The 22,641-nt window shown below is 68.7% G+C and carries 18 protein-coding genes; 10 read left to right on the top strand and 8 right to left on the bottom strand.

What is annotated here, in order from left to right; genetic code table 11:
* Nucleotides 1-92 precede the first annotated feature (92 nt).
* The 3 genes from JMF86_RS03830 to JMF86_RS03820 all read left to right on the top strand — a co-directional run bounded on the left by JMF86_RS03830 (nucleotide 93) and on the right by JMF86_RS03820 (nucleotide 3,294).
* A complete protein-coding gene (locus JMF86_RS03830) occupies nucleotides 93-1,535 on the top strand; it encodes a TAXI family TRAP transporter solute-binding subunit (protein WP_125380799.1) in 1,443 nt (480 codons plus the stop codon).
* A gap of 94 nt (nucleotides 1,536-1,629) precedes the next feature.
* A complete protein-coding gene (locus JMF86_RS03825) occupies nucleotides 1,630-2,268 on the top strand; it encodes a DsbA family protein (protein WP_034174235.1) in 639 nt (212 codons plus the stop codon).
* An 81-nt stretch (nucleotides 2,269-2,349) separates the two neighbouring features.
* Nucleotides 2,350-3,294: a LysR family transcriptional regulator gene (locus JMF86_RS03820; protein ID WP_027807430.1), complete on the top strand. Its 945-nt coding sequence runs from the start codon at nucleotides 2,350-2,352 to the stop codon at nucleotides 3,292-3,294.
* 61 nt (nucleotides 3,295-3,355) lie between these two features.
* On the opposite strand, the gene JMF86_RS03815 is transcribed toward JMF86_RS03820, so the two are convergent.
* The 4 genes from JMF86_RS03815 to xdhA all read right to left on the bottom strand — a co-directional run bounded on the left by JMF86_RS03815 (nucleotide 3,356) and on the right by xdhA (nucleotide 8,595).
* A complete protein-coding gene (locus tag JMF86_RS03815) occupies nucleotides 3,356-3,757 on the bottom strand; it encodes a nuclear transport factor 2 family protein (RefSeq protein ID WP_125380800.1) in 402 nt (133 codons plus the stop codon).
* 113 nt (nucleotides 3,758-3,870) lie between these two features.
* Nucleotides 3,871-4,539 carry a xanthine dehydrogenase accessory protein XdhC gene (gene xdhC / locus JMF86_RS03810; protein ID WP_125380801.1) on the bottom strand — a complete coding sequence of 223 codons (669 nt, stop codon included), beginning with the start codon at nucleotides 4,537-4,539 and terminating at the stop codon, nucleotides 3,871-3,873.
* A gap of 87 nt (nucleotides 4,540-4,626) precedes the next feature.
* A complete protein-coding gene (gene xdhB, locus JMF86_RS03805) occupies nucleotides 4,627-6,990 on the bottom strand; it encodes a xanthine dehydrogenase molybdopterin binding subunit (RefSeq protein WP_201316753.1) in 2,364 nt (787 codons plus the stop codon).
* An 18-nt stretch (nucleotides 6,991-7,008) separates the two neighbouring features.
* Nucleotides 7,009-8,595, bottom strand: a complete 1,587-nt coding sequence (gene xdhA / locus JMF86_RS03800; protein WP_125380802.1) for a xanthine dehydrogenase small subunit — start codon at nucleotides 8,593-8,595, stop codon at nucleotides 7,009-7,011.
* A 335-nt stretch (nucleotides 8,596-8,930) separates the two neighbouring features.
* Here xdhA and JMF86_RS03795 point away from each other — a divergent pair, with 335 nt between their 5' ends.
* Nucleotides 8,931-10,145, top strand: a complete 1,215-nt coding sequence (locus JMF86_RS03795; RefSeq protein ID WP_011544703.1) for an MFS transporter — start codon at nucleotides 8,931-8,933, stop codon at nucleotides 10,143-10,145.
* A gap of 116 nt (nucleotides 10,146-10,261) precedes the next feature.
* Here JMF86_RS03795 and JMF86_RS03790 read toward each other — a convergent pair whose 3' ends face one another.
* The gene (locus tag JMF86_RS03790; protein ID WP_011544702.1) at nucleotides 10,262-11,152 is read right to left on the bottom strand and encodes a DMT family transporter; all 891 of its coding nucleotides are present in this window, start codon (nucleotides 11,150-11,152) and stop codon (nucleotides 10,262-10,264) included.
* 134 nt (nucleotides 11,153-11,286) lie between these two features.
* Between JMF86_RS03790 and JMF86_RS03785 the strand changes: the two genes are divergently transcribed.
* Nucleotides 11,287-12,222: a helix-turn-helix domain-containing protein gene (locus tag JMF86_RS03785; protein WP_011544701.1), complete on the top strand. Its 936-nt coding sequence runs from the start codon at nucleotides 11,287-11,289 to the stop codon at nucleotides 12,220-12,222.
* A gap of 27 nt (nucleotides 12,223-12,249) precedes the next feature.
* Here the strand turns inward: JMF86_RS03785 and JMF86_RS03780 are convergent, their stop codons facing one another.
* Nucleotides 12,250-13,461, bottom strand: a complete 1,212-nt coding sequence (locus JMF86_RS03780; RefSeq protein WP_006476772.1) for an alanine--glyoxylate aminotransferase family protein — start codon at nucleotides 13,459-13,461, stop codon at nucleotides 12,250-12,252.
* Nucleotides 13,462-14,236: 775 nt separating this feature from the next.
* Here JMF86_RS03780 and JMF86_RS03775 point away from each other — a divergent pair.
* From JMF86_RS03775 to JMF86_RS03755, 5 genes are all read left to right on the top strand, one after another.
* Nucleotides 14,237-15,220 (top strand): LysR family transcriptional regulator, encoded by a 984-nt coding sequence (locus JMF86_RS03775; protein ID WP_201316752.1) that lies wholly within the window; start codon nucleotides 14,237-14,239, stop codon nucleotides 15,218-15,220.
* Between the two features lie 30 nt (nucleotides 15,221-15,250).
* Nucleotides 15,251-16,249: a 2-hydroxyacid dehydrogenase gene (locus JMF86_RS03770; protein ID WP_201316751.1), complete on the top strand. Its 999-nt coding sequence runs from the start codon at nucleotides 15,251-15,253 to the stop codon at nucleotides 16,247-16,249.
* 172 nt (nucleotides 16,250-16,421) lie between these two features.
* The gene (gene bluB / locus JMF86_RS03765; RefSeq protein ID WP_201316750.1) at nucleotides 16,422-17,165 is read left to right on the top strand and encodes a 5,6-dimethylbenzimidazole synthase; all 744 of its coding nucleotides are present in this window, start codon (nucleotides 16,422-16,424) and stop codon (nucleotides 17,163-17,165) included.
* Nucleotides 17,166-17,387: 222 nt separating this feature from the next.
* A complete protein-coding gene (locus tag JMF86_RS03760) occupies nucleotides 17,388-18,557 on the top strand; it encodes an MFS transporter (protein ID WP_027807439.1) in 1,170 nt (389 codons plus the stop codon).
* 104 nt (nucleotides 18,558-18,661) lie between these two features.
* Nucleotides 18,662-19,810, top strand: a complete 1,149-nt coding sequence (locus tag JMF86_RS03755; protein WP_201316749.1) for an MFS transporter — start codon at nucleotides 18,662-18,664, stop codon at nucleotides 19,808-19,810.
* 184 nt (nucleotides 19,811-19,994) lie between these two features.
* Here the strand turns inward: JMF86_RS03755 and fahA are convergent, their stop codons facing one another.
* Together fahA and hmgA are read right to left on the bottom strand one after the other, a co-directional pair.
* On the bottom strand, nucleotides 19,995-21,299 hold the full coding sequence (fahA, locus tag JMF86_RS03750) for a fumarylacetoacetase (RefSeq protein ID WP_201316748.1): 1,305 nt from the start codon (nucleotides 21,297-21,299) through the stop codon (nucleotides 19,995-19,997).
* Complete coding sequence (gene hmgA, locus JMF86_RS03745; RefSeq protein WP_006476781.1) at nucleotides 21,296-22,630, bottom strand: homogentisate 1,2-dioxygenase; 1,335 nt, start codon at nucleotides 22,628-22,630, stop codon at nucleotides 21,296-21,298. Before hmgA ends, fahA begins: the two co-directional genes overlap by 4 nt.
* Between the last annotated feature and the right edge of the window lie 11 nt (nucleotides 22,631-22,641).

Here is a 22,641-nt window from a genome sequence, read left to right as displayed (position 1 = left end):
CGCGGGGAAACCGGGTACCATCGCCGCGAGACTCCACGTCGTCCCGCGACGACCGTCACCGATGCGTCACGCCAGCGTCATCCGCCAACCCCATGAAGCCTGCCCGCCCTCGCCCGCCGCGCCGCATCCTCGCCCGCTTCGTCGCCGTCTCGTGGCGCGACCTCGCGCTGTCGATCGGCCCGACCGTGCTGCTCGCCGGCGCGGCCGTCTGGCTCGCGGTCAAGCTGATCCAGCCGGCGCCGCCGTCCACGCTCGTGATCTCGTCCGGGCCGCCCGGCAGCACGTACTGGAACGCCGCGCAGAAGTACAAGACGATTCTCGCTAAAAACGGCGTCACGCTCGACGTTCAATCGTCCGAAGGTTCCGCGCAGAACCTCGCGCGGCTGTCGAATCCGAACGCGCCGGTCGACGTCGGGTTCGTGCAGAGCGGCATCGGCCCGAAGGAGCGCGACGAGCATCTCGTGTCGCTCGGCAGCATCGGCTACGTGCCGCTCGCGATCATGTACCGCGGCCCGGTCGTCGCGCGCCTGTCCGACTTCAAGGGCAAGCGGCTCGCGCTCGGTGCGGAAGGCAGCGGCGCGCGCGAACTGAGCCTCGCGCTGCTGAAGATGAACGGCATCGTGCCGGGCGGCCCGACCGCGCTCCTGCCGACCGCCGGCGAGGACGCGGCGACCGCGCTGCTCGACGGCAAGATCGACGCGGCCTTCCTGTCCGGCGATTCGACGCAGATTCCGGTGATGGCGAAGCTGTTCCGCGCGCCGGGCGTGCACGTGTATTCGTTCACGCAGGCCGAGGCGTACGCGCGGCGCTTTCCGTACCTGACCGCGATCACGCTGCCGATGGGCGTCTACGATCTCGGCCTCAATCTGCCGCCCGCCGATATCCACACGGTCGCGCCGACGATCGAACTCGTCGCGCGCGACTCGCTGCACCCCGCGCTGTCCGACCTGCTGATCGAGGCCGCGCGCGAAGTGCACGGCCACGCGACGATCCTGCAGCACGCGGGCGAATTCCCGTCGCCGGTCACGCGCGGCTTCCCGCTGTCCGACGACGCGTCGCGCTATTACAAGTCGGGCAAGACCTTCCTGTACCGGCGGCTGCCGTTCTGGGTCGCGAGCCTGGTCGACCGGCTGCTGGTCGTGCTGGTACCGCTGGTCGTCGTGCTGATTCCCGGGCTGCGGCTCGTGCCGTCGCTGTATGGCTGGCGCGTGCGCTCGCGCATCTACCGCTGGTACGGCGCGCTGATCGCGCTCGAACGCAGCGCACTCGGCGACCATACGGCCGAGGAGCGCGTGCAGTTGCTCGACCAGCTCGACGACATCGAGGAAGCCGTGAACCGGATGAAGATGCCGCTCGCGTACGCCGGTCAGTTCTACGTACTGCGCGAGCACATCGGCTTCGTGCGCGAACGGCTCACCGCGCACGACCAGGATGCGCCGGCGGGCCCGCCCGGCGCCGGCAGCCCGCCGGCACGCGCGCAAGCCGCGCCGCCGCCGGCTGGCGACGCCCCCCGGGCGACTCCCGGTTCCGCGTGAGCGAACGATCCGCGATCATTGCTGCATGCGCGCGCCGCCGCGTAACATGGAGGCCGCCGCCAGGCGCCGCACGCCCCACCTTCTGGAGAACGACATGACAACCGGCCTCGATACCACCCAACCCGCCTGGTTCTTCGACTTCGTGTCGCCGTTCTCGTATCTGCTGCTGGAGCAGCACGACAAATGGCCGGACGTGCCGTTCGTCCCCGTGCCCGTGTCGCTGACCGACCTGCAGCGCCACTGGGGCCAGCGCCCGACCGCCGACGTGCCGGCCAAGCGCGTGTTCACGTACCGTCACGCGCTGTTTCGCGCGGAGCAGCTCGGCATCCGTTTCAAGATGCCGCCCGCGCACCCGTTCGATTCCGACAAGGTGCTGCGCCTCGCGATCGCGCTGCGCGCCGATATCGTGACGGTGCTGGAAATGTTCCGGTTCATCTGGCGCGAAGGCAACGATCCGTCGACGCCGGAAGGCTTCGCCGCGCTGTGCGAACGCGTCGGCGTGGGTCACGGCGACGAGCTGATCGAATTCGAGGAAACCGCTGCGCAACTGACCCGCAACACGACCGACGCGATCGCGCTCGGTGTGTTCGGCGTGCCGACGTTCTGGATGAACCAGCAACTGTTCTGGGGCGAGGACGCGCTGCCGATGGTGCTGTACTGCGCGCGCACGCCGAACTGGCTCGAATCGCGCGAGGTCAAGCGGATCAGCACGCTGCCGAAGGGCCGCGCGTGATGGCGTGCGTGATGGCCGGTATCACGCACGGCAACGTGCGGCTGCGGTAAGGTTACGCGTCCCCCGAATCACCCTCCATCCATGGAAGACGACCGTACCGCCTCGCTCGACATCTGGCTCGTGCGCGTGCTGCGCACGCTGCTGCTCGAGCGCAGCGTCACGCAGGCCGCGTTGCGGCTGAACCAGACGCAGCCCGCGATCAGCACCGCGCTGCGCAAGCTGCGCGAGACGCTGAACGATCCGATCCTCGTGCGCGGCAAATCGGGCATGGTGCCGACCGAATACGGCGCGTCGCTGCTCGAAGCCGCGTCGCGTGCGCTGCGCGAGGTCGATTTCATCGCGACGCCGCACGGCGACTTCGATCCGTCGTCCGCGCGGCGCACGTTCCGCGTCGCCGCGCCCGACTACCTGAACGATTTCTTCATGCCGACGCTGATCGAGCGCTTTCGCGACGCGGCCCCGCATGCCCATCTGGAAATCGATTCGCTCAATCCCGCGCTCGACCACGCGGGCGCGCTCGAATCGGGCGCGCTCGATCTCGTGATCGGCAACTGGCCGAAGCCCGACCCGCAGTTCGCGCGCCAGGACCTGTTCTCCGACACGATCGTGTGCCTGATGCGCGACGCGCATCCGCTTGCCCGCGCGCCGCTCACGCGCGAAGCGTATGCATCGGCCGCGCACGTCGCACCGACGCCGTACACCGGCGACAAGCGCAACGCGATCGAAATCGGCCTGGCACGCGCGCGCCTCACGCGGCGTATCGTGACGACGCTGCCGTACTTCGGCATCGTGCCGCAGGTGCTGCTGCAGTCGGACCTGATCTTCACGACGACGCGCCGCTTCGCGACACACTATGCGCAACTGCTGCCGCTCGTCGTCGTCACGCCGCCCGTGCCGTTCCCGCGCATCAAAAGCTACCTGCTCACGCACCCGCAACCCGATCGGCCGACCGACATCGCGTGGCTATGCGCGCTGATGCAGAGCGTGTCCGACGAGCTGACGGTCGCCCGCACGCGCAAGCGCTGACGCGCGGCCGAAGCGCAGTATGACGGGGCAGGCAGCGCGACGGGTCAGGCAGCGCAGCCGCTCAGGCCGTGCAGAAGGTTTCCTGCAGATGGGTCCAGCGCACGACGCCCGCCGCATCACGCGTGAACACGGCGGTCGCACGGCGCGCGGGCAGCTCGCCCGCTGCCGCGTGCTGCGCTTCGAGATAGGTGAGCACCGCATGCGATGCGTCGGCCGCGAGCACGCGGATCTCCGACAGCGTGATGCGCAGCCCCGGCTTCGCGCCGGCCAGCTTCGCGAACAGCGCGCGCATGCCGTCATGGTCGACCACCCGGCCGTCGGTCAGGATCATCGTGAAGTCCGCGGAAAACGTGGCGAGCAGTGCATCGAGCGCCGCGGGCGCGGTATCGACGCCGGATAGCCAGCGCTCGATGGCGACGAGGCTCGCATCGAGCGCGTCGAGATAGACGGAGTGATCGGACATGGGTGCGTGCACGGTGAGGTGAAGCGCGACCCGCTGCCGCGCATGGTCGTGCAGTGTATGCAAAAACGCGCGGCCGTGCGCCGGCCGCGCGGCGTCGCCGTTTTACCGTGGCTTTATCGCGCGCAGGACACGTCGTCGCGTGCGCGGCCGGCCGCAGCCGCCTTCGCATCGGCCACCGGCATGCCCGAGCGGGCCTGCAGCAGTTCCGCGCAGACGGCCACTGCGATCGCGCCCGGCGCCTTGTCGACGATGCCCGCGACGCCGATCGGACACACCATCTCCACGAGCCGCGCCGGATCGACGCCGCGCGCAGCGAGCCTGCGCTCGAACTTCACGCGCTTGGTGCGCGAGCCGATCATCCCGAAGTACGCGTAGTCGCGCCGCCGCATGATCTGCGCGGCGAGCGAGAAGTCGAGCGCGTGGTTGTGCGTCATCACGAGGAAGTACGCGCCGGGCGGCGCCGCGTCGACGACGGCATCCGGCGTGTCGGTCGGCTCCGGCTGCACGTTCGGCGGACATTCGTCCGGAAACAGCTCGTCGCGCGTGTCGACCCACTGCACGACGCACGGCAGCGCGCCGAGCAGCGTGACGAGCGCGTGGCCGACGTGCCCCGCACCGAACAGCACGATGTGCATCGGCGCCGGCGCGCCGGTCGCGCGGTTGCGCTGGCCGGTGCCCGGCGCGAACGGCTGCATCGACGACGGCGCGCTGCCGCACGCGCCGTCGCATCCGGCAGCGGGTGCCTGCGACGCGGCACGCGGCGAACGAGCGGGGCCGTTCATGCCGGCCTCCGCCGGGCCGGCATGACGACGAGGCTGACCGCCCCGTCGGGGCCGGCGCACGAAGCGAGCGTGGAGAGGCGGTTCATCTCAGCCTGCCCGCGCGGCGCTCGCCGCACGCACCGCGCCGATCGCGCGCAGGATCGACTCGCCGGTGGCCGGCGCATCGAGCGGCGGGTTCACCTGGTAGTCGCCGACCGCGGCCACGGCGTCGCGCACCGCGAAGAACACCGAGAACGGCAGCAGCAGCGGCGGCTCGCCGACCGCCTTCGAGCGGTGGATGCTGTCCTCGACGTTGCGGTTCTGGAACAGCCGCACGTTGAACTCGGGCGGCGTGTCGTTCACCGTCGGGATCTTGTACGTGGACGGCGCGTGCGTCATCAGCTTGCCGCCCGGGTTCCACCACAGCTCCTCGGTCGTCAGCCAGCCCATCCCCTGGATGAACGCGCCTTCGACCTGGCCGATGTCGAGCGCCGGGTTCAGCGACGCGCCCACGTCGTGCAGCGCATCGACGCGCAGCGTGCGCATTTCGCCGGTCAGCGTGTCGATCACGACTTCCGACACGGCTGCGCCGTACGAGTAGTAGTAGAACGGCCGGCCCTGCAGCTTCGATTGATCCCAGTGCAGCTTCGGCGTCGCATAGAAGCCGTCGGACCACAGCTGCACACGCGCGAGGTACGCCTTCGCGATCACTTCGCCGAACGGCACGCCATGGCCGCCGACCCACACGACGTCGTTGCCGAACTTCACGTCGGCCGCATCGACCTTGCCGTCGCCGAACTGCTTCGCCGCGAACACCGCGAGTCGCTCGCGCAACTGGCGCGCCGCATCCTGCGCGGCCTTGCCGTTCAGGTCCGAGCCCGTCGACGCCGCCGTCGCGGACGTGTTCGCGACCTTGCTCGTATCGGTCGCCGTCACGCGGATCCGGCCGAAGCGGATGCCGAGCTCGTGCGCGACCACCTGCGCGACCTTCGTGTTGAGCCCCTGCCCCATCTCCGTGCCGCCGTGGTTCACGAGCACCGAGCCGTCGGTGTAGATGTGCACCAGCGCGCCGGCCTGGTTGAAGTGCGTGACGTTGAACGCGATGCCGAACTTCACCGGCGTGAGCGCGATGCCCTTCTTCAGCACCGTGTTGCGTGCGTTGAAGGCGCGCACGCCCGCGCGCCGCGCACGGTAGTCGCTCGTCGTCTCGAGTTCGCCGAGCAGCTCCTGCAGCACGTTGTCCTCGACCGTCTGCCCGTACGGCGTCACGTTGCGTTCGGTCTTGCCGTACAGGTTCGCGTAGCGGACGTCGAGTGGATCGCGGCCGAGCGAACGCGCGATGTCGTCGAGGATGTATTCGATCGCGAACGCGCCCTGCGGGCCGCCGAAGCCGCGGAACGCGGTGTTCGACTGCGTGTTGGTCTTGCCGCAGTAGCCGGCGATATCGACGTCGCCGAGCCAGTACGCGTTGTCGAAGTGGCACACCGCGCGCGTCATCACCGGGCCCGACAGGTCGGCCGAGAAGCCGCAGCGCGACGTCATGTCGAGCGCGACGCCGTCGATGCGGCCGTCGTCGTCGTAGCCGACGTCGAAGCGGTAATGGAAGTCGTGCCGCTTGCCGGTGATCATCATGTCGTCGTCGCGGTCCGGGCGCAGCTTCACCGGGCACAGCAGCTTCCACGCGGCGAGCGCCGCGCAGCATGCGAACAGCCCCGACTGCGATTCCTTGCCGCCGAAGCCGCCGCCCATCCGGCGGCATTCGACCAGCACGTTGTGCGACGCGACGCCGAGCACGTGCGCGACGAGGTGCTGCATCTCGCTCGGGTGCTGCGTCGAGCAGTACACGTGCATCCCGTCGTCGTCCTTCGGCACCGCGTACGCGATCTGCCCTTCGAGGTAGAACTGCTCCTGCCCGCCGAGCAGCATCTCGCCCGAATCGCGGTGCGGTGCGGCGGCGAGCCGCGCGGCGGCATCGCCGCGTGCGAGCTTCAGCGGCGGGATCACGTAGGTTTCGGCCTTGCGCGCTTCCTGCGCGGTCAGGATCGCCGGCAGCTCCTCGTAGTCGACCTGCGCGCGGCGCGCGGCGAGCCGCGCGGTTTCGTGCGACGTCGCGACGACGATGAACATCGGCTGGCCGACGAACTGCACGACGCCCTTCGCGAGCACCGGATCGTCGTGGATGATCGGGCCGCAATCGTTGACGCCCGGGATGTCGTCGGCCGTGAACACGGCGACCACGCCCGGCGTTGCGCGCACCGCGTCGAAGTTCATCGACACGATCTTCGCGTGCGGCTTCGCCGACAACCCGAGCGCCGCGTGCAGCGTGCCGGCGACGAGCGGAATGTCGTCGGTGTAGGTGGCGCGCCCGCTCACGTGCAGGTGGGCGGATTCGTGGGCGCGCGACACGTGCACCTGCGCGGCGTCGGCCTGCGGATCGAGGGTGCTCAGGAACGGTTCTGCTTGCTGGTTCATGTTCGGTGTTCTCCCTCGTCAGACGCGCGCCGCGTCGTTGGCCGCTTCAGCGGCGACTTCGGCGGCCACTTCGCGCACGTTCAAGGCTTGCGGCGGCAGCGGGTCGTGCGGACGCGTCTCCAGCCAGAATCGATACATCAGGTTCTTCGCGGTATCGAGCCGATACGTGCTCGTCGCGCGCATGTCGGACAACGGCTGGTAGTCGCGCTCGAGCGCCTGCATCGCGGCCTGCGCGGTGGCTTCGTGCCACTGCGCGCCGTCGAGCACGGCTTCGGTATTGGCCGCGCGCTTCGGCGTCGCGGCCATCCCGCCGAACGCGATGCGCGGCTCGCGGATCGTGTCGCCGTCCGCGATGAACGCGAACGCCGCGCACACGGCCGAGATGTCCGAGTCGAAGCGCTTCGACAGCTTGTACGTGCGGAACTGCAGCTTGTCGCGCGCGCCGGTGCGGGTCGGCACCTTCAGGCCGACGACGAATTCGTGCGGCGCCATGTCCTTCTGCTGGTAGCCCGTATAGAGCGCCTCGAGCGGCAGCTCGCGCACCGTGTCGCCGCCGCGCAGCACGACGCGCGCGCCGAGCGCGATCAGGCCCGGCATCGAATCGCCGATCGGCGAGCCGTTCGCGACGTTGCCGCCGAGCGTGCCCGCGTTGCGGATCGGCAGCGACGCGAAGCGCTTCCACATCTCGGTCAGTTCCGGATACGTGCCGGCCAGCGCTGCATAGGCCTTCTCGACCGTCACGCCCGCGCCGATCTCGATCCAGTCGTCGCCGTGCACGATCTGCTGCAGTTCGGCGATCTGGCCGACGTAGATCAGGTCGTCGAGGCGGCGCATCTGTTTGGTGACCCACAGGCCGATGTCGGTGCTGCCGGCGAGGATGCGCGCGTCGGGGCGCTCCGCCTTCAGCGCGGCCAGCGCGTCGAGCGTGCGCGGCGCCGCGAAGCGTGCGCCGTTGACCGTCGTGTAGTCGAACGTGTCGTCGCGCTTGAGCGATGCAAGCGTGCGGGCGAGCGCGGCCGTGTCGACCGGCGCCGACGGTGCCCGAGCGCCTTCGCCGGTCGCGCCTTCGCCAGTCGCATCGAACATCCGCACCGCCGCATCGACGATCGGGCGATAGCCGGTGCAGCGGCACAGGTTGCCGGTCAGCGCATCGGCGATCTCGGTGCGCGTCGGCACGTCCTTCGCCTTCGCGCACGCACTGCCGCAGCCTTCGTGGCCGTGCTTCTCGTACAGCGCCCACATCGACATCACGAAGCCGGGCGTGCAGAACCCGCATTGCGAACCGTGGCAATCGACCATCGCCTGCTGCACCGGATGCAGCGTGCCGTCCGGCTGGCGCAGGTCCTCGACCGTCAGGAGCGCCTTGCCGTCGAGCGTCGGCAGGAACTGGATGCATGCGTTGACGGCCTTGAACTCGACCGCGCCGGCATCGGTCAGCTCGCCGACGACGACCGTGCACGCGCCGCAGTCGCCTTCCGCGCAGCCTTCCTTGGTGCCGGTGCAATGCGCGTCCTCGCGCAGGTATTGCAGCACGGTGCGGGTCACGTCCGCGCCGCTGACTTCGCGGATCGCGTGACGATGGTAAAAGCGGATCGGCTCACTCATGTCTCGGTGTTTCTTCAAATGGGGGGCAAGGCGGCCTGCGTGGAGCGCTCGACCGACGTTTTTCTGACAGTTTGCACGCTATCACCGTCAAATTCCGCAACCCATAGCCCATCACGCATGCGGCTCATATAACTGCCGCGATATGCGCGCCCGGCCGGCCGACACCCTTGCCGCACGGTGCACTCGGGTGCATCCCGGTCGCCCGCGATCGTCCGTGGCCCGCCTGAACGGGGCGCGATTAACTAAATGGTACCTGCGGGAAAACCGGTTCCATGGGAAAATCCCGATTCCCTTTTCCGCCGTTTTCCGTTCGTTTCGTCATTCGTTCCGACCCCATGTCCTCCGATTCCGCCACACCGCCGCGCAGCGGGTTCGCGGTCACGCTGCAAATCGTGTCCGTCGTCTGCTTCACGTTCATCTGCTACCTGACCATCGGCCTGCCGCTCGCGGTGCTGCCGGGCTTCGTCCACGACGACCTCGGCTTTTCGGCGATCGTCGCGGGCGGCGCGATCAGCGTCCAGTACTTCGCGACGCTCGCCTCGCGGCCGCTCGCCGGGCGCCTCGCCGATACGCTCGGGCCGAAGCAGACCGTGCTGCGCGGGCTGGTCGGCTGCGGCGTGTCGGGCGTGCTGCTGCTCGTCGCGCTGCTGCTCGCGCACTGGCCGGTCGCGAGCCTCGTGCTGCTGGTCGCGAGCCGGCTCGTGCTCGGCGTCGGCGAAAGCCTGTGCGGCACCGGCGCGATCCTGTGGGGCATCGGCCGGGTCGGCGTCGCGCACAACGCGAAGGTGATCTCGTGGAACGGCATCGCGACCTACGGCGCGCTCGCGCTCGGCGCGCCGGTCGGCGTCGCGATCGCGCATACGCTGAATCCGGCGCTGATCGGCGTGATCGTGATCGCGCTGGCCGCGCTCGGCTTCTACCTCGCCCGCCTGATCGCGCCGGTGCCGCTGGTGCACGGCGAGCGGATGTCGTATGCGAGCGTGTTCACGCGCGTGCTGCCGCACGGCCTCGGTCTCGCGCTCGGTTCGGCCGGCTTCGGCTCGATCGCGACCTTCGTCACGCTGTACTACGCGGCGCGCCACTGGCCGAACGCCGCGCTGTCGCTGACGGTATTCGGCACGCTGTTCATCGGCGCGCGCCTGCTGTTCGCGAACACGATCAAGACCTACGGCGGCTTCCGCGTCGCGATCGTGTCGTTCGCGTTCGAATCCGCGGGCCTGCTGCTGCTGTGGCTCGCGCCGGTGCCGCACGTCGCGCTCGTCGGCGCGGCGCTCACGGGCTTCGGCTTCGCGCTGATTTTCCCGGCGCTCGGCGTCGAGGCCGTCGCGCTCGTGCCGCCCGCGAGCCGCGGCGCGGCGCTGTCCGCGTACTCGGTGTTCCTCGACCTGTCGCTCGGTATCACCGGCCCGCTGGCCGGCTATGTCGCGGGTGCGTTCGGCTATCCGCAGGTGTTCCTGTTCGCGGCGGTGGCCGCCGCGGCGGGCGTCGCGCTATCGATGGTGCTGTATCAGCGGCAGGCGCGCGTGGCGGGGAGCGGCGCGGCGGCGTGATGCCTGCGCCGTGCACGGCGGCCGGCCGCGACCTTCGCCCCGCCGCCAAAATAAAACGCCCGCGCGATGCGGGCGTTTTTTCATCCGTCGATCGATATGACGACAGCGAGGATCGATCACGCCGTCCGCAGAAACAGCTTCCGCGTGAGGTCGAACGCGACGAGATTGCCGGCCACCACGAGCAGCAGCCCGAGCACCGCCAGCGGCGACCACTGGTAGCCCTCGAACACCGTCGACACGGCCAGCGCGACGATCGGGAACAGCACCGTGCAGTACGCCGCGCGCTCCGGCCCGATCCGGCCGACGAGCGTCAGGTAAGCGGTGAAGCCGATCACCGAGCCCGGCACGGCGAGATACACCAGCGCGCCGAGATAGCGCGGGCTCGTATCGAGCGTGAACGGCATCCCGGCCGCCGCGCTGCCGACGGTCAGGATCGCCGCGCCGATCAGCATCGCCCAGCCGTTGGTCACGAGCGGATGCAGCCCCATCGACTGCATCCGGCTCGACAGCAGGTTGCCCGCCGAGAAGCACATCGTGCCGGCGAACGCGATCGCGAGCCCCGTCCACGTCGCATGGTCGTCGAGATGGCCGGCCATCTGCTGCCAGAACAGGCATGCGATGCCCGTCAGGCCGAGCAGCGCGCCGGCGATCGCCGACGGTCGCAGCGGGCGGCCCATGAACAGCCGGCCGTTGATCGAGTTCAGCAGCGGCGCGGTCGAGAAGATCACCGCGACGAGGCCGCTCGGCACGACCTGCTCCGCGTAGTAGAAGCACAGGAAGTTCAGGCAGAACAGCGCGAAGCCCTGCGCGACGAGAAAGCGCCACGCCGCGCGCGGCGGGCGCACCGGGCGGCGCATCACGCGCAGCAGCGCGAACAGCACGGCGGCCGCGAGCCAGAAGCGCCACGCGATCGACACGGGCGGCGGCACCGAGCCGAGCTGCCACTTGATCGCGATCCAGGTGGTGCCCCAGATCAGCACGGTGACGAAATAAAGCGACAGGTTCATGGCGGCATTCCGGAAAATCGGGTGAATCGGGATCCCGACTATGCCGTCGCCCAGCGTGGGTCGATTGTCCGGAATTGCGGTCTTTTTCGGCGCGCCGCACGCGGCGGCGCGCGCCCGCTTATACTCGGCGCATCATGAGTCTCTCCCTCTGCGCCCCGCCCGTCGACCGCGCCGCCGCCCTGGCCGGCGGCGATCTGCCGTTCGGCCTGCAGTCGGTCTGTCGCACGCTCGCCGACGCGAACGCGACGCTCGAGCGCTTCGCATGGCTCGGCGATCACCTCGCGATCGCCGAATGGACGCGGGTCACCGATGAAAGCGAGACGGTCTACGAGCAGCCCGGCCATCACACGCTGTCGTGCTACCTCGACGGCGGCTATCGGACCGAGCGCCAGCGCGTGCCGCGCTACGGCGCGCCGAGCCTGCTGTGCGCGTTGCCGGGCGACCATGAATCACGCTGGTGGGTGCGCGGCGAAATGCATTTCATCCACCTCTATTTCCTGCCCGAGCACTTCACGCAGCGTGCGATCCGCGAGCTCGATCGCGAGCCGCGCGAGCTGAAGCTCGCCGATCGCACCTATTTCGAGGATGCACGCGTCGCGGCGCTGCTGCGCTCGCTCGCGCTGGATGGCTGGGACGATGCCGACGAGCGGCTGCGCGTGAACGAGACCGCGCACGAAGTGCTGAGCCTGCTGCTGCGCGGCCAGAGCACGACGCGCACCGACACATCGTTCCGCGGCGGGCTGGCGCCGGCCGTGCGCCGCCGCGTGCGCGACTACATCGACACGTATCTCACGCAGCCGCTGACGCTCGGCGAACTTGCCGAGGTCGCCGCGCTGTCCGAATACCATTTCTCGCGGATGTTCCGGCTGTCGTTCGGCCGCGCGCCGCACGCGTGGGTGGCCGAGCAACGGCTCGCCCGGGCCCGCGAGCTGCTGCGCACGACGGCGCTGCCGCTCGCGCAGATCGCGGCCGACTGCGGCTACGCGAACGCCGGCCACTTCAGCCATCGCTTTCGCGACGCGCACGGCACGACGCCGAATACGTATCGGCGCGCGATGCAAGGCCGCTGAGCGCGGCCCCTTTCCGCTGTTCCGCGCTTACGCGCCGCGCCGCGACAGTTCCTGTTCGAGCGCCGCGACGCCGGCCGGCAGGTCGACCGGCACCTTCAGGTCGACCATCGTGCGGCCGAACGCATGCAGCGTGCGGAACAGGTTGTGTTCGCGGCACTGCTCGCCCATCTGCCCGATCCGCACGATCGGCAACCCGAACGAACCCGAGATCTCGACCTGGTACTGCTTCGAGATATGGCCGCAGACCATCCCGGGCGTCAGCCCCTCCGGCGTTTCAATCCCGACCACCGAATTGAGCCGGCAGTCCTTCGGCGCATAGAGCTTGAGCCCCATCGATTCGACGCCTGCCTGCAGCGCCAGCGAGCAGCGCAGGTGGCGCGCGAAGCGGCTTTCGAGCGTTTCCGCGCAGACGAGCCGCAGCGCCTCGTGCAGCGCGAGCACACCCGACACGGGCGCCGTGTAGTGATAGCCGGCGTTGTGCCAGAAATTCTCCGCGAGCGCCATGTCGAGACACCAGTGCGCGTTCGGCTCGGGGCGCGTCTTCATACGCTCCCACGCGGCATCGGAGAACGCGATCAGCGACACGCCCGGGATCGACGACAGCCCCTTCTGGCCGCCGGTGATCACCGCGTCGATGCCCCACGCGTCCATCTCGAGCGGCATCGTCGACAGCGTGCACACCGCGTCGACGACGACCAGCGCGCCGGCCGCCTTCGCGAGCGCCGCGATGTCGCGCAGGTCGCGGTTCCACACGGTGTTCGACGTCTCGCCCTGCACGATCGTGACGATCTCGGGCCGCTCACGCGCGATCGCGTCGGCAATCTCGTCGAGGCTCGCCACCGCGCGATCGGCCACTTCGAGCGTCGCGACGTCGGCGCCGACACGCGTGGCCATCTCGGCCATCCGCGCGCTGAAGAAGCCGTTGCGGATCGACAGCACGCGCGTGCCGCGCCATGCGAGGTTCGAGATCGCCATTTCCATCGCGGCCGAGCCCGGGCCCGCGACGCCGAGCACCCACTTCGTGCGGGTCTGGAACACGTAACGCGCCATCTCCTTCACCTGCTCGATGATCTTCGCCATCGTCGCGCCGAGGTGGTTGATCACGATCGTGTTCGCCTTGGCCACCGCGGCCGGGATCGGAACCGGGCCGGCCCCCATCATCAGCAGCGGTTCTTCGGGCAGGATCGCGTCGAGCGGCACGACGACGGGACAGGGAATCGGCGAGTAATCGATGGACATGGCTGGAAAAGGATGAGGAAAGGAAGTGCTCGAACGCCCGCAGCACGGGGCCCGTGGCGCGGCGCCCGTTGCACGCGGCGAACTGATCGATCATTCCGTGTTCCGCCGCCTCGCGCAAGAGGCACGCGCGTCCGGACAGCGCGACGGTGGCCCGGTCATCGAACCGGGCCAGACCGGCCGTTCGCCGCACGCGCGATGATCGTCCGGATTGGAAAAAGGATTGCCCCCGGTTGCGAAACGGTTCCATTCGGGTTCCGTACGCGCGATTTTCTTCGCCAATATCAAGACGATTCTTCGAAACCGGCGGTTCAGCCCAATTGGCGGATCGAACGCAATACACCGGCCACCTGATACAAATCACGGAGCGAATTCGATACACAAAATCCGAACGTGGAAAAAACATCCACCATTCCTGATCGTATTGGGGAACGACTCCTGCACTGCCGTGTACCCGCTCGCTCGAACCACCCGCAACACATTGATTAATTTGATAAATATTCTCCAAATCGACACATACTCCAATACCGATTCGGTTTTGTCCGGTGCGTTCTTGCTGCGTTGCAGCGTTAAACCGGTACCCGCGATTTCGATTTTACGCAAGCCGCCCATTTTCTCAGGTTGACGGATATCGGTTCTGTATTGAACAATTGTCTACGGAATCGAAAAATCGATTTTTCGATACGAGGGCAAGCTGGAGCCGCGCGATGCGCTTTCGACGTTGCGCGGCGAAAAATCACAACCATAATCAATCAACCGGGCCAGAAATACGCAAGCCATGAACCAGATTCAGACCATGCGTGTATTCGTCTGCGTCGCCGAGCAGCAAAGCTTCCGGCGCGCGGCGCACCATCTCGGCGTGTCCAATGCGCTCGTCACGCGTTCGATCGCGATGCTCGAGGGCCACCTGAACACACGGCTGATCCATCGCACCACGCGCAATCTGTCGCTCACCGAGGCAGGCGTGCGCTACCTCGATGGTTGCCGCGCGCTGCTCGAGGAATTCGACCACCTCGAATCGTCCGTCGCGCATGCCGTGCGCGAACCGGCCGGCACGCTGCGCGTCGTCGCGTCGGGGCTGCTGTCGCCGCTGGCGCTGACGCCGCTCGTCAGCAGCTTCCGGCACCGCTACCCCGAGCTACGCGTGCAGCTGACCGTCGCCGAAGGGCCGCTCGACGTGCTCGATTCCGGCTACGACGTCGGCATCGTCACCGGCACCCGGCTCGACGGCAACCCGACGCTGATCGGCCATGCGCTCGCGCCGAACCCGTTCGTCGCGTGCGCGGCGCCGGCCTATCTCGACCGCCGCGGCGAGCCGCGCGTGCCCGACGACCTGCCGGGCCACGACTGGGTCACGCTCGCGCCGCACCAGCACACGCCGACGTGGCAACTGGTCGGCCACGACGGCGTCGCCCATTCGGTCACGGTGCGCCCGGCCTGCACGGTCAACCAGCTCGCGCTCGTCCAGGCGGCGGCCGTGGCCGGCGCCGGCATCGCGGTGCTGCCCGAGCCGTGCGTCGCCGACGCGCTCAACCACGGCACGCTCGTGCGGCTGATGGGCGGCTACCGGATCGACGATCCCGACGCGCAGTTGTCGCTCGTCTATCCGAACCGCCAGTACGTGCCGGCCCGCACCCGCAGCTTCGTCGAGCACGCGCTCGAGCACTTCAACGCGCCGGCCGCCCGCGAGCAGGCGGATTACGGCTTCCTGCGGCCGGTACGCGGCCCCGAATGCTCCGACATCGTCACGGGGCTGCAGTAAACTGCGCGCGTCAGCCATCGGAGGTGCAGCGTGCGCGTGATCCTGTTCAGCAGCCGGCAGTACGACGACGATTCGTTCACCGCCGCCAACCGGCAGTTCGGCTATCGGCTGCACTTCCAGCCGTCGCACCTCGACGCGGAAACCGCGATCCTCGCGCACGGCTATGACGTCGTCTGCCCGTTCGTCAATGACACCGTCGACGCGGCCGTGCTCGAACGGCTCGCCGACGGCGGCACGCGGCTGATCGCACTGCGCTCGGCGGGCTTCAACCATGTCGACCTCGCCGCCACCGAACGACTCGGCATCACGGTCGTGCGCGTGCCCGCGTATTCGCCGCATGCGGTCGCCGAGCACGCGGTCGCGCTGATCCTCGCGCTCAATCGCCGCCTGCCGCGCGCCGTCGCCCGCACCCGCGAAGGCGACTTCTCGCTGAACGGCCTGCTGGGCTTCGACCTGCACGGCAAGACCGTCGGCGTGATCGGCACCGGCATCATCGGCAGCGTGTTCGCGAAGATCATGATGGGCTTCGGGATGCACGTGCTCGCGCACTCGGTGCCGCCGTACAACGACGAGCTGATCGCGTTCGGCGCGCGCTACGTCGAGCTCGACGAGCTGCTGCGTCATGCCGACATCGTCAGCCTGCATTGCCCGCTGCTGCCGTCGACACACCACCTGATCAACGAGCGGACGCTCGCGCGGATGAAGCACGGCGCGATGCTGATCAACACCGGGCGTGGCGGCCTCGTCGATGCGCAGGCGCTGGTCGACGCGCTCAAGAGCGGCCAGCTCGGCCATCTCGGGCTCGACGTGTACGAGGAGGAAAGCGGGCTCTTCTTCGAGGATCACTCCGACCTGCCGCTGCAGGACGACGTGCTCGCGCGCCTGCTGACGTTCCCGAACGTGATCGTCACATCGCACCAGGCGTTCTTCACGCGCGAGGCGCTGGCCGAGATCGCGCACACGACGCTGCTGAACATCGAGGCGTGGCATGCGGGCACGCCCGCGAACATCGTGATCGCAAACCGCTGAGAAACCGCACGTTTAATGGCGTGCAGCGCATCCGCAATCGTTTGCTCGTGCGCGCTGCCGCGCACCGCACTCGCCCTCGTCAATAATTCAGCGCATTGTTTCGGCTGAAGTAACGTTTCGCGCGTGCCGTCTGCTATCGTTGCGCCGACGTCCTTCCCTGCCTTTGCCGCTCATGCGTTTCGACGATTCAGACATCGCCGCCGTCTACCGTGCCATCTTCGAACGGCGCGACATGCGCCACTTCACGCCGGCGCCCGTCGATCCGGCCGTGCTCGCGCGGCTACTGCGCGCGGCGCACCACGCGCCGAGCGTCGGTTTCATGCAGCCGTGGCGCTTCATCCGCATCACCGATCCTGCCCTGCGCACCTCGATCCACGCGCTGGTCGAGGCCGAACGCCGCGCGACCGCCGACGCGCTCGGCGAGCGCCAGGACGAATTCATGCGGCTGAAGGTCGAAGGCGTGCGCGAATGCGGCGAGTTGCTGGTCGTCGCGCTCGCCGACGGCCGCGAACGCCACGTGTTCGGCCGCCGCACGCTGCCGGAGATGGATCTGGCCTCCGCCGCGTGCGCGATCCAGAACATGTGGCTGGCCGCCCGCGCGGAAGGGCTCGGGATGGGCTGGGTGTCGCTGTTCGACGTCGATGCGCTGCGCACGCTGCTGCGGATGCCCGACGGCGCGAAGCCGATCGCCGTGCTGTGCGTCGGCCACGTCGATGCGTTCTATGCGAAGCCGATGCTCGAAGCAGAGCGCTGGGCTGCGCGGATGCCGATCGAAGCCTGCCTGTTCGAGAACGGCTGGGACGATCCGGCGGCGATCGGTGGGGCCGGATCGGCTGCGGCGCCAGCGGAGGTGGCCAGCGAAACGAAGCACACGCCGGACGCGATGCGCGACGGGTCGTCCAAACGCATCGCGTGATCCCCTCCGGCAGCCGCCATCATCCCGGCCCTGGAGCTCCCGCGAATCCCACACTGTGAGCTTGCCGCTCACCACCCCGTCGCACGCCGGCAACACCCGTTTGGGCCCCAAGCATAGGGGTTTTCACTGAAGTAGAATCGCGGCTGACGTTCGCCTCACCGACCGCCCGCCCCGCGCCTCCCGCGCCTGGCTCGAGCGGCATCCTTTCCCGAGCCTACCGCGATGCCCCTGCCTCTTTTCGCCCTTGCCGTCGCCGCATTTGGAATCGGTACCACCGAATTCGTGATCATGGGGCTGCTGCCCAATGTCGCGCGCGACCTCGGCGTGTCGATCCCGGCCGCCGGGATGCTCGTGTCGGGCTACGCGCTCGGCGTGACGATCGGCGCGCCGATCCTCGCGATCGTCACCGCGAAGATGCCGCGCAAGCGTGCGCTGATGAGCCTGATCGGGCTGTTCATCGCCGGCAACCTGTTCTGCGCGATCGCGCCCGGCTACGCGGTGCTGATGGCCGCGCGCGTCGTCACCGCGTTCTGCCACGGTGCGTTCTTCGGGATCGGCTCGGTGGTCGCGAGCAACCTCGTCGCACCGAACCGCCGCGCACAGGCGATCGCGCTGATGTTCACCGGCCTCACGCTCGCGAACGTGCTCGGCGTGCCGCTCGGCACCGCGCTCGGCCAGGCGTTCGGCTGGCGCGCGACGTTCTGGGCCGTCACCGGCATCGGCATCGCCGCGGCCGCCGCGCTCGCGGTGTGCCTGCCGAAGAACCTCGCGATGCCCGACACCAGCATCACGCGCGAATTCAGCGTGCTGAAGCACCCGCAGGTGCTGATGGTGCTCGGCATCAGCGTGCTCGCATCCGCGAGCCTGTTCAGCGTGTTCACGTACATCACGCCGATCCTCGAGGACGTGACGGGCTTCTCGCCGCGCCAGGTCACCTACGTGCTGCTGCTGTTCGGCCTCGGCCTGACCGTCGGCGGCACGCTCGGCGGCAAGCTCGCCGACTGGCGCCGGATGCCGTCGCTGATCGCGACGCTCGCGCTCATCGGTATCGTCCTCGCGCTGTTCGCGGGCACGATGCATCTGCCGTTCGCCGCGCTCGCGACGATCTTCGTGTGGGGCATCCTCGCGTTCGCGATCGTGCCACCGCTGCAGATCATGATCGTCGATCGCGCGAGCGACGCGCCGAACCTCGCGTCGACGCTGAACCAGGGCGCGTTCAACCTCGGCAATGCAACCGGCGCGTGGCTCGGCGGGATGGCGATCGGCTCGGGCGTGTCGCTCGTGAGCCTGCCGTGGGTCGGCGTCGCGATGGCGATCGCCGCGCTCGCGCTCACGCTGTGGTCGGCGTCGCTCGAACGCCGCCCGGTGGTCGTGCCGACCGAGTACGTCTGACGCGACCCTGCTGCAACCCTGCCGCAATCGTTGCGTACGCAACTCCATTCAAACGTGACGACCTTCATGGACCTTTCAACAGTCGCGGTGTAGCATCGCGGCCGATGAAAGCCATTCTCAATCGCGATTTCCTCGCGCTGATCCTGAGCGTCGCGGTCGTCGGCCTCGGGACCGGCGCCACGCTGCCGCTCACCGCGCTCGCACTGACCGAAGCCGGGCACGGCACCAACGTCGTCGGCATGCTGACCGCCGCGCAGGCGCTCGGCGGCCTCGCGATCGTCCCGTTCGTCACCGCGCTCGCACGGCACATCGGCGCGCGCCGCGCGATCGTCGTGTCGGTCGTGCTGCTCGCGGCGGCCACCGCGCTGATGCAGTTCACGTCGAACCTGATCCTGTGGGGCGTGCTTCGCGTGCTGTGCGGCGCCGCGCTGATGCTGCTGTTCACGATCGGCGAAGCATGGGTCAACCAGCTCGCCGACGATTCGACACGCGGTCGCGTCGTCGCGATCTACGCGACCAATTTCACGCTGTTCCAGATGGCCGGCCCCGTGCTCGTCAGCCAGATCGCCGGCGCGACCAGCATCCGCTTCGCGCTGTGCGGCGCGCTGTTCCTGCTCGCGCTGCCGACGCTCGCGACGATCCGCCGTGCGCCGCTCGCCGGCGACGACGCGCATCACGCAGCGCACGACAGCTGGCTCGCGGTCCTGCCGCGCATGCCGGCGCTGATCATCGGCACCGGCTTCTTCGCGCTGTTCGACACGCTCGCGCTGTCGCTGCTGCCGCTCTACGCGATGGATCACGGCGTCGCGAGCGCGACCGCCGTGCTGCTCGCGTCCATCATGCTGTTCGGCGACACCGCGATGCAGTTCCCGATCGGCTGGCTCGCGGACAAGCTCGGCCGCGAACGCGTGCACCTCGGCGCCGGCTGGATCGTGCTGGCCGGCCTGCCGCTGCTGCCGTTCGTGATCGCGAATCCGTGGCTGTGCTGGCCGCTGCTGTTCGTGCTCGGCGCGGCGGCCGGCAGCATCTATACGTTGTCGCTCGTCGCGTGCGGCGAACGGTTCCGCGGCGCGGCGCTCGTCACCGCGAGTTCGCTCGTGTCGGCGTCGTGGAGCGCTGCGAGCTTTGGCGGGCCGCTGGTTGCGGGCGCGTTAATGGAGCAACTGGGCAGCAACGCGCTCATCGGCGTGCTGGTCGCCTGTGTCGCCGCGTTCGTCGCGGCCGCGCTGTGGGAACGCCGCGCCGCGGTGTAACGCGCGGTCTGATACGGGTTGGCGTTGGCGTTGGCGTTGGCGTTGGCGCGCAGCATCACGTCCCCGTACGTATCGGCCCGCTCGCGCCCTTCCCGCGGTAACGACAGCGGCCCGCGCAATGCGGGGCCGTCCCGTCCTTCCGGACTACGCGGGACCTATACGTCACATTTCGCGCTGCGATCCGTCACACGCTGCGCGCCGGCAAAATCTTGCCCGCACACGTACCGAAGCCGACGCGATACCCCTCGCCCTGGCACCAGCCCGCGAGCGTCAGCTCGTCGCCGTCCTCGATGAACGTGCGGCTGCCGCCGCCGTTCAGCGCGACCGGCTCCTTGCCGTTCCACGTCAGTTCGAGCAGGCTGCCGAACGAATCCTTGGTCGGCCCGCTGATCGTGCCCGAACCCATCAGGTCGCCCACGCGCGTGTTGCAGCCGGCCACCGTGTGATGCGCGAGCTGCTGCGCCATCGTCCAGTACATGTGCTTGAAGTTGGTGCGGCAGATCGACGTGGCCTCGACCGCACCCTCGGCGCGCAGCGTCACTTCCAGCGCGATATCGAACGCATGCTTGCCCGCATGTCGCAGATACGCGAGCGGCTGCGGCGACTGCTCCGGCTGCGCGACGCGGAACGGTTCGAGCGCGTCGAGCGTGACGATCCACGGCGAGATCGTCGTCGCGAAACCCTTCGAGTTGAACGGCCCGAGCGGCACGTATTCCCACTGCTGGATGTCGCGCGCGCTCCAGTCGTTCAGCAGCACCATCCCGAAGATATGCGCTTCCGCGTCCTCGCACGCGATCGGCTCACCGAGCGCGTTGCCCTTGCCGACGATGAAGCCCGTCTCCAGTTCGATGTCGAGCTTGCGGCACGCGCCGAACACCGGACGTTCCTGGTCAGGCAGCTTCAGTTGCCCGTTCGGGCGCCGCACCGGCGTGCCGCTCACGACCACTGACGACGCGCGGCCGTTGTAGCCGATCGGCATCTCCGACCAGTTCGGCAGCAGTGCATTCTTCGGATCACGGAACATCGAGCCGACGTTGGTCGCGTGCTCCTTCGACGAATAGAAATCGGTGTAGCCGGGAATCTCGACCGGCAGATGCAGCATCGCGTCGCGCTGCGCGACGAGCACCTGCGCGCGCAGCGCCGCGTCGTCACGCAGCGTCGCGTTATCGCGCGAGAACAGCGCCGACAGCTGCACGCGCACACTGCGCCACGCGTCGCGACCGAGCGCGACGAACGCGTTGAGCGTCGGTGCGGCGAACACGTCGGCGCCGGCCGGCAGCGTCACGAGGCGCGCACGCGCGAGCGCGGCGAGATCGACGATCTGGTCGCCCAGTGCGACGCCGGCACGGCGCACGCCCTGCTTCGCATCGCTGAAGATCCCGAACGGCAGGTTCTGGATCGGGAAATCGCACGCGGGATCGTTCGCCGTGTCGATCCAGCTCTTGCGAGCCGGATCGAGCGTCGCGCGCCAGTCTTGGATATCGCTCACTTTTGCTCCGGATTGAAGTGTTTCTTGATGCCTTGCCAGCATTCGAAGTAGTCGGCCTGCAGCTGCGCGGTGTCGAGCGCGTAGCGCGTCGGCCGGATCAGCGTGCGGGTTTCGAACATGAACGCCATCGTCGCGTCGACCTTGTGCGGCTTCGTCGTGTCGCTCGCGGACGCCTTCTCGAACGTGTCCGCATCGGGCCCGTGGCCCGACATGCAGTTGTGCAGGCTCGCGCCGCCCGGCACGAAGCCTTCGGCCTTCGCGTCGTACGCGCCGTGCACGAGCCCCATGAACTCGCTCGCGACGTTGCGGTGGAACCACGGCGGGCGGAACGTATCCTCGGCCGCGAGCCAGCGCGGCGGGAAGATCACGAAGTCGATCGTGTCGACGCCCGGCGTGTCGCTCTGCGCCTGCAGCACGAGGAAAATCGACGGATCGGGATGGTCGAAGCTGATCGAGCCGATCGTGTTGAACAGCCGCAGATCGTACTTATACGGTGCGTAGTTGCCGTGCCACGCGACGACGTCGAGCGGCGAATGGCCGATGTCCGCGCGCCAGAGCCGGCCGTTCAGCTTCGCGATCAGCTCGAACGCGCCTTCGCGATCCTCGTACGCGGCCTGCGGCGTCAGGAAATCGCGCGGGTTCGCGAGCCCGTTCGAGCCTATCGGGCCGAGATCCGGCAGGCGCAGCAGCGCACCGAAGTTCTCGCAGATATAGCCGCGCGCGTCGCCGTCCGGCAGCGCGACGGTGAAACGCACGCCGCGCGGGATCACCGCGATCTCGAACGGCTCGACATCGAGCCGGCCGAATTCCGTCGCGATAAACAGCCGCCCCTGCTGCGGCACGATCAGCAGCTCGCCGTCCGCGCTGTAGAAAAAGCGGTCCTGCATCGAGCGGTTCGCCGCATACAGATGAATCGCGCAGCCGTTCATCGCGGCGGCCGACCCGTTGCCGGCCATCGTCACAAGGCCGTCGACGAAATCGGTCGGCTCGACCGGCATCGGCAGCGGGTCCCAGCGCAGCTGGTTCGGCGGCGTCGGCGGCACGTCGGCCGAATCGCCGAATTCCGACACGAGCCGCTGCGCGCCCGCATACGGCTCGAACGGCCGGTGCACGGCGGCCGGGCGAATCCGGTACAGCCACGAGCGGCGGTTGTGGCCGCGCGGCGCGGTGAACGCCGTGCCCGACAGCTGCTCCGCGTACAGCCCGTACGGCGCGCGCTGCGGCGAGTTGCGGCCGTGCGGCAGCGCACCGGGCAGCGCCTCGGTCGCGAATTCGTTCGCGAAGCCGCTCAGGTAGCCGGCGGTTGCCGGTTTCGACAGGTCAAGCGTCATCGTTTTCCTTT

This window comes from Burkholderia sp. E168m15 (assembly GCF_016586105.1).
Lineage (GTDB): Bacteria > Pseudomonadota > Gammaproteobacteria > Burkholderiales > Burkholderiaceae > Burkholderia > Burkholderia orbicola.
Note: the sequence above shows the minus strand (reverse complement) of the source record. Positions and strands in the feature narration are given on the sequence as shown.

Excerpts from the sequence above, each read along its gene's own strand:
- JMF86_RS03830 (WP_125380799.1), top strand. The coding sequence starts at position 93 with ATGAAGCCTGCCCGCCCTCGCCCGCCGCGCCGCATCCTCGCCCGCTTC.
- JMF86_RS03825 (WP_034174235.1), top strand. The coding sequence starts at position 1,630 with ATGACAACCGGCCTCGATACCACCCAACCCGCCTGGTTCTTCGACTTC.
- JMF86_RS03820 (WP_027807430.1), top strand. The coding sequence starts at position 2,350 with ATGGAAGACGACCGTACCGCCTCGCTCGACATCTGGCTCGTGCGCGTG.
- JMF86_RS03815 (WP_125380800.1), bottom strand. The coding sequence starts at position 3,757 with ATGTCCGATCACTCCGTCTATCTCGACGCGCTCGATGCGAGCCTCGTC.
- xdhC (WP_125380801.1), bottom strand. The coding sequence starts at position 4,539 with ATGAACGGCCCCGCTCGTTCGCCGCGTGCCGCGTCGCAGGCACCCGCT.
- xdhB (WP_201316753.1), bottom strand. The coding sequence starts at position 6,990 with ATGAACCAGCAAGCAGAACCGTTCCTGAGCACCCTCGATCCGCAGGCC.
- xdhA (WP_125380802.1), bottom strand. The coding sequence starts at position 8,595 with ATGAGTGAGCCGATCCGCTTTTACCATCGTCACGCGATCCGCGAAGTC.
- JMF86_RS03795 (WP_011544703.1), top strand. The coding sequence starts at position 8,931 with ATGTCCTCCGATTCCGCCACACCGCCGCGCAGCGGGTTCGCGGTCACG.
- JMF86_RS03790 (WP_011544702.1), bottom strand. The coding sequence starts at position 11,152 with ATGAACCTGTCGCTTTATTTCGTCACCGTGCTGATCTGGGGCACCACC.
- JMF86_RS03785 (WP_011544701.1), top strand. The coding sequence starts at position 11,287 with ATGAGTCTCTCCCTCTGCGCCCCGCCCGTCGACCGCGCCGCCGCCCTG.
- JMF86_RS03780 (WP_006476772.1), bottom strand. The coding sequence starts at position 13,461 with ATGTCCATCGATTACTCGCCGATTCCCTGTCCCGTCGTCGTGCCGCTC.
- JMF86_RS03775 (WP_201316752.1), top strand. The coding sequence starts at position 14,237 with ATGAACCAGATTCAGACCATGCGTGTATTCGTCTGCGTCGCCGAGCAG.
- bluB (WP_201316750.1), top strand. The coding sequence starts at position 16,422 with ATGCGTTTCGACGATTCAGACATCGCCGCCGTCTACCGTGCCATCTTC.
- JMF86_RS03760 (WP_027807439.1), top strand. The coding sequence starts at position 17,388 with ATGCCCCTGCCTCTTTTCGCCCTTGCCGTCGCCGCATTTGGAATCGGT.
- JMF86_RS03755 (WP_201316749.1), top strand. The coding sequence starts at position 18,662 with ATGAAAGCCATTCTCAATCGCGATTTCCTCGCGCTGATCCTGAGCGTC.
- hmgA (WP_006476781.1), bottom strand. The coding sequence starts at position 22,630 with ATGACGCTTGACCTGTCGAAACCGGCAACCGCCGGCTACCTGAGCGGC.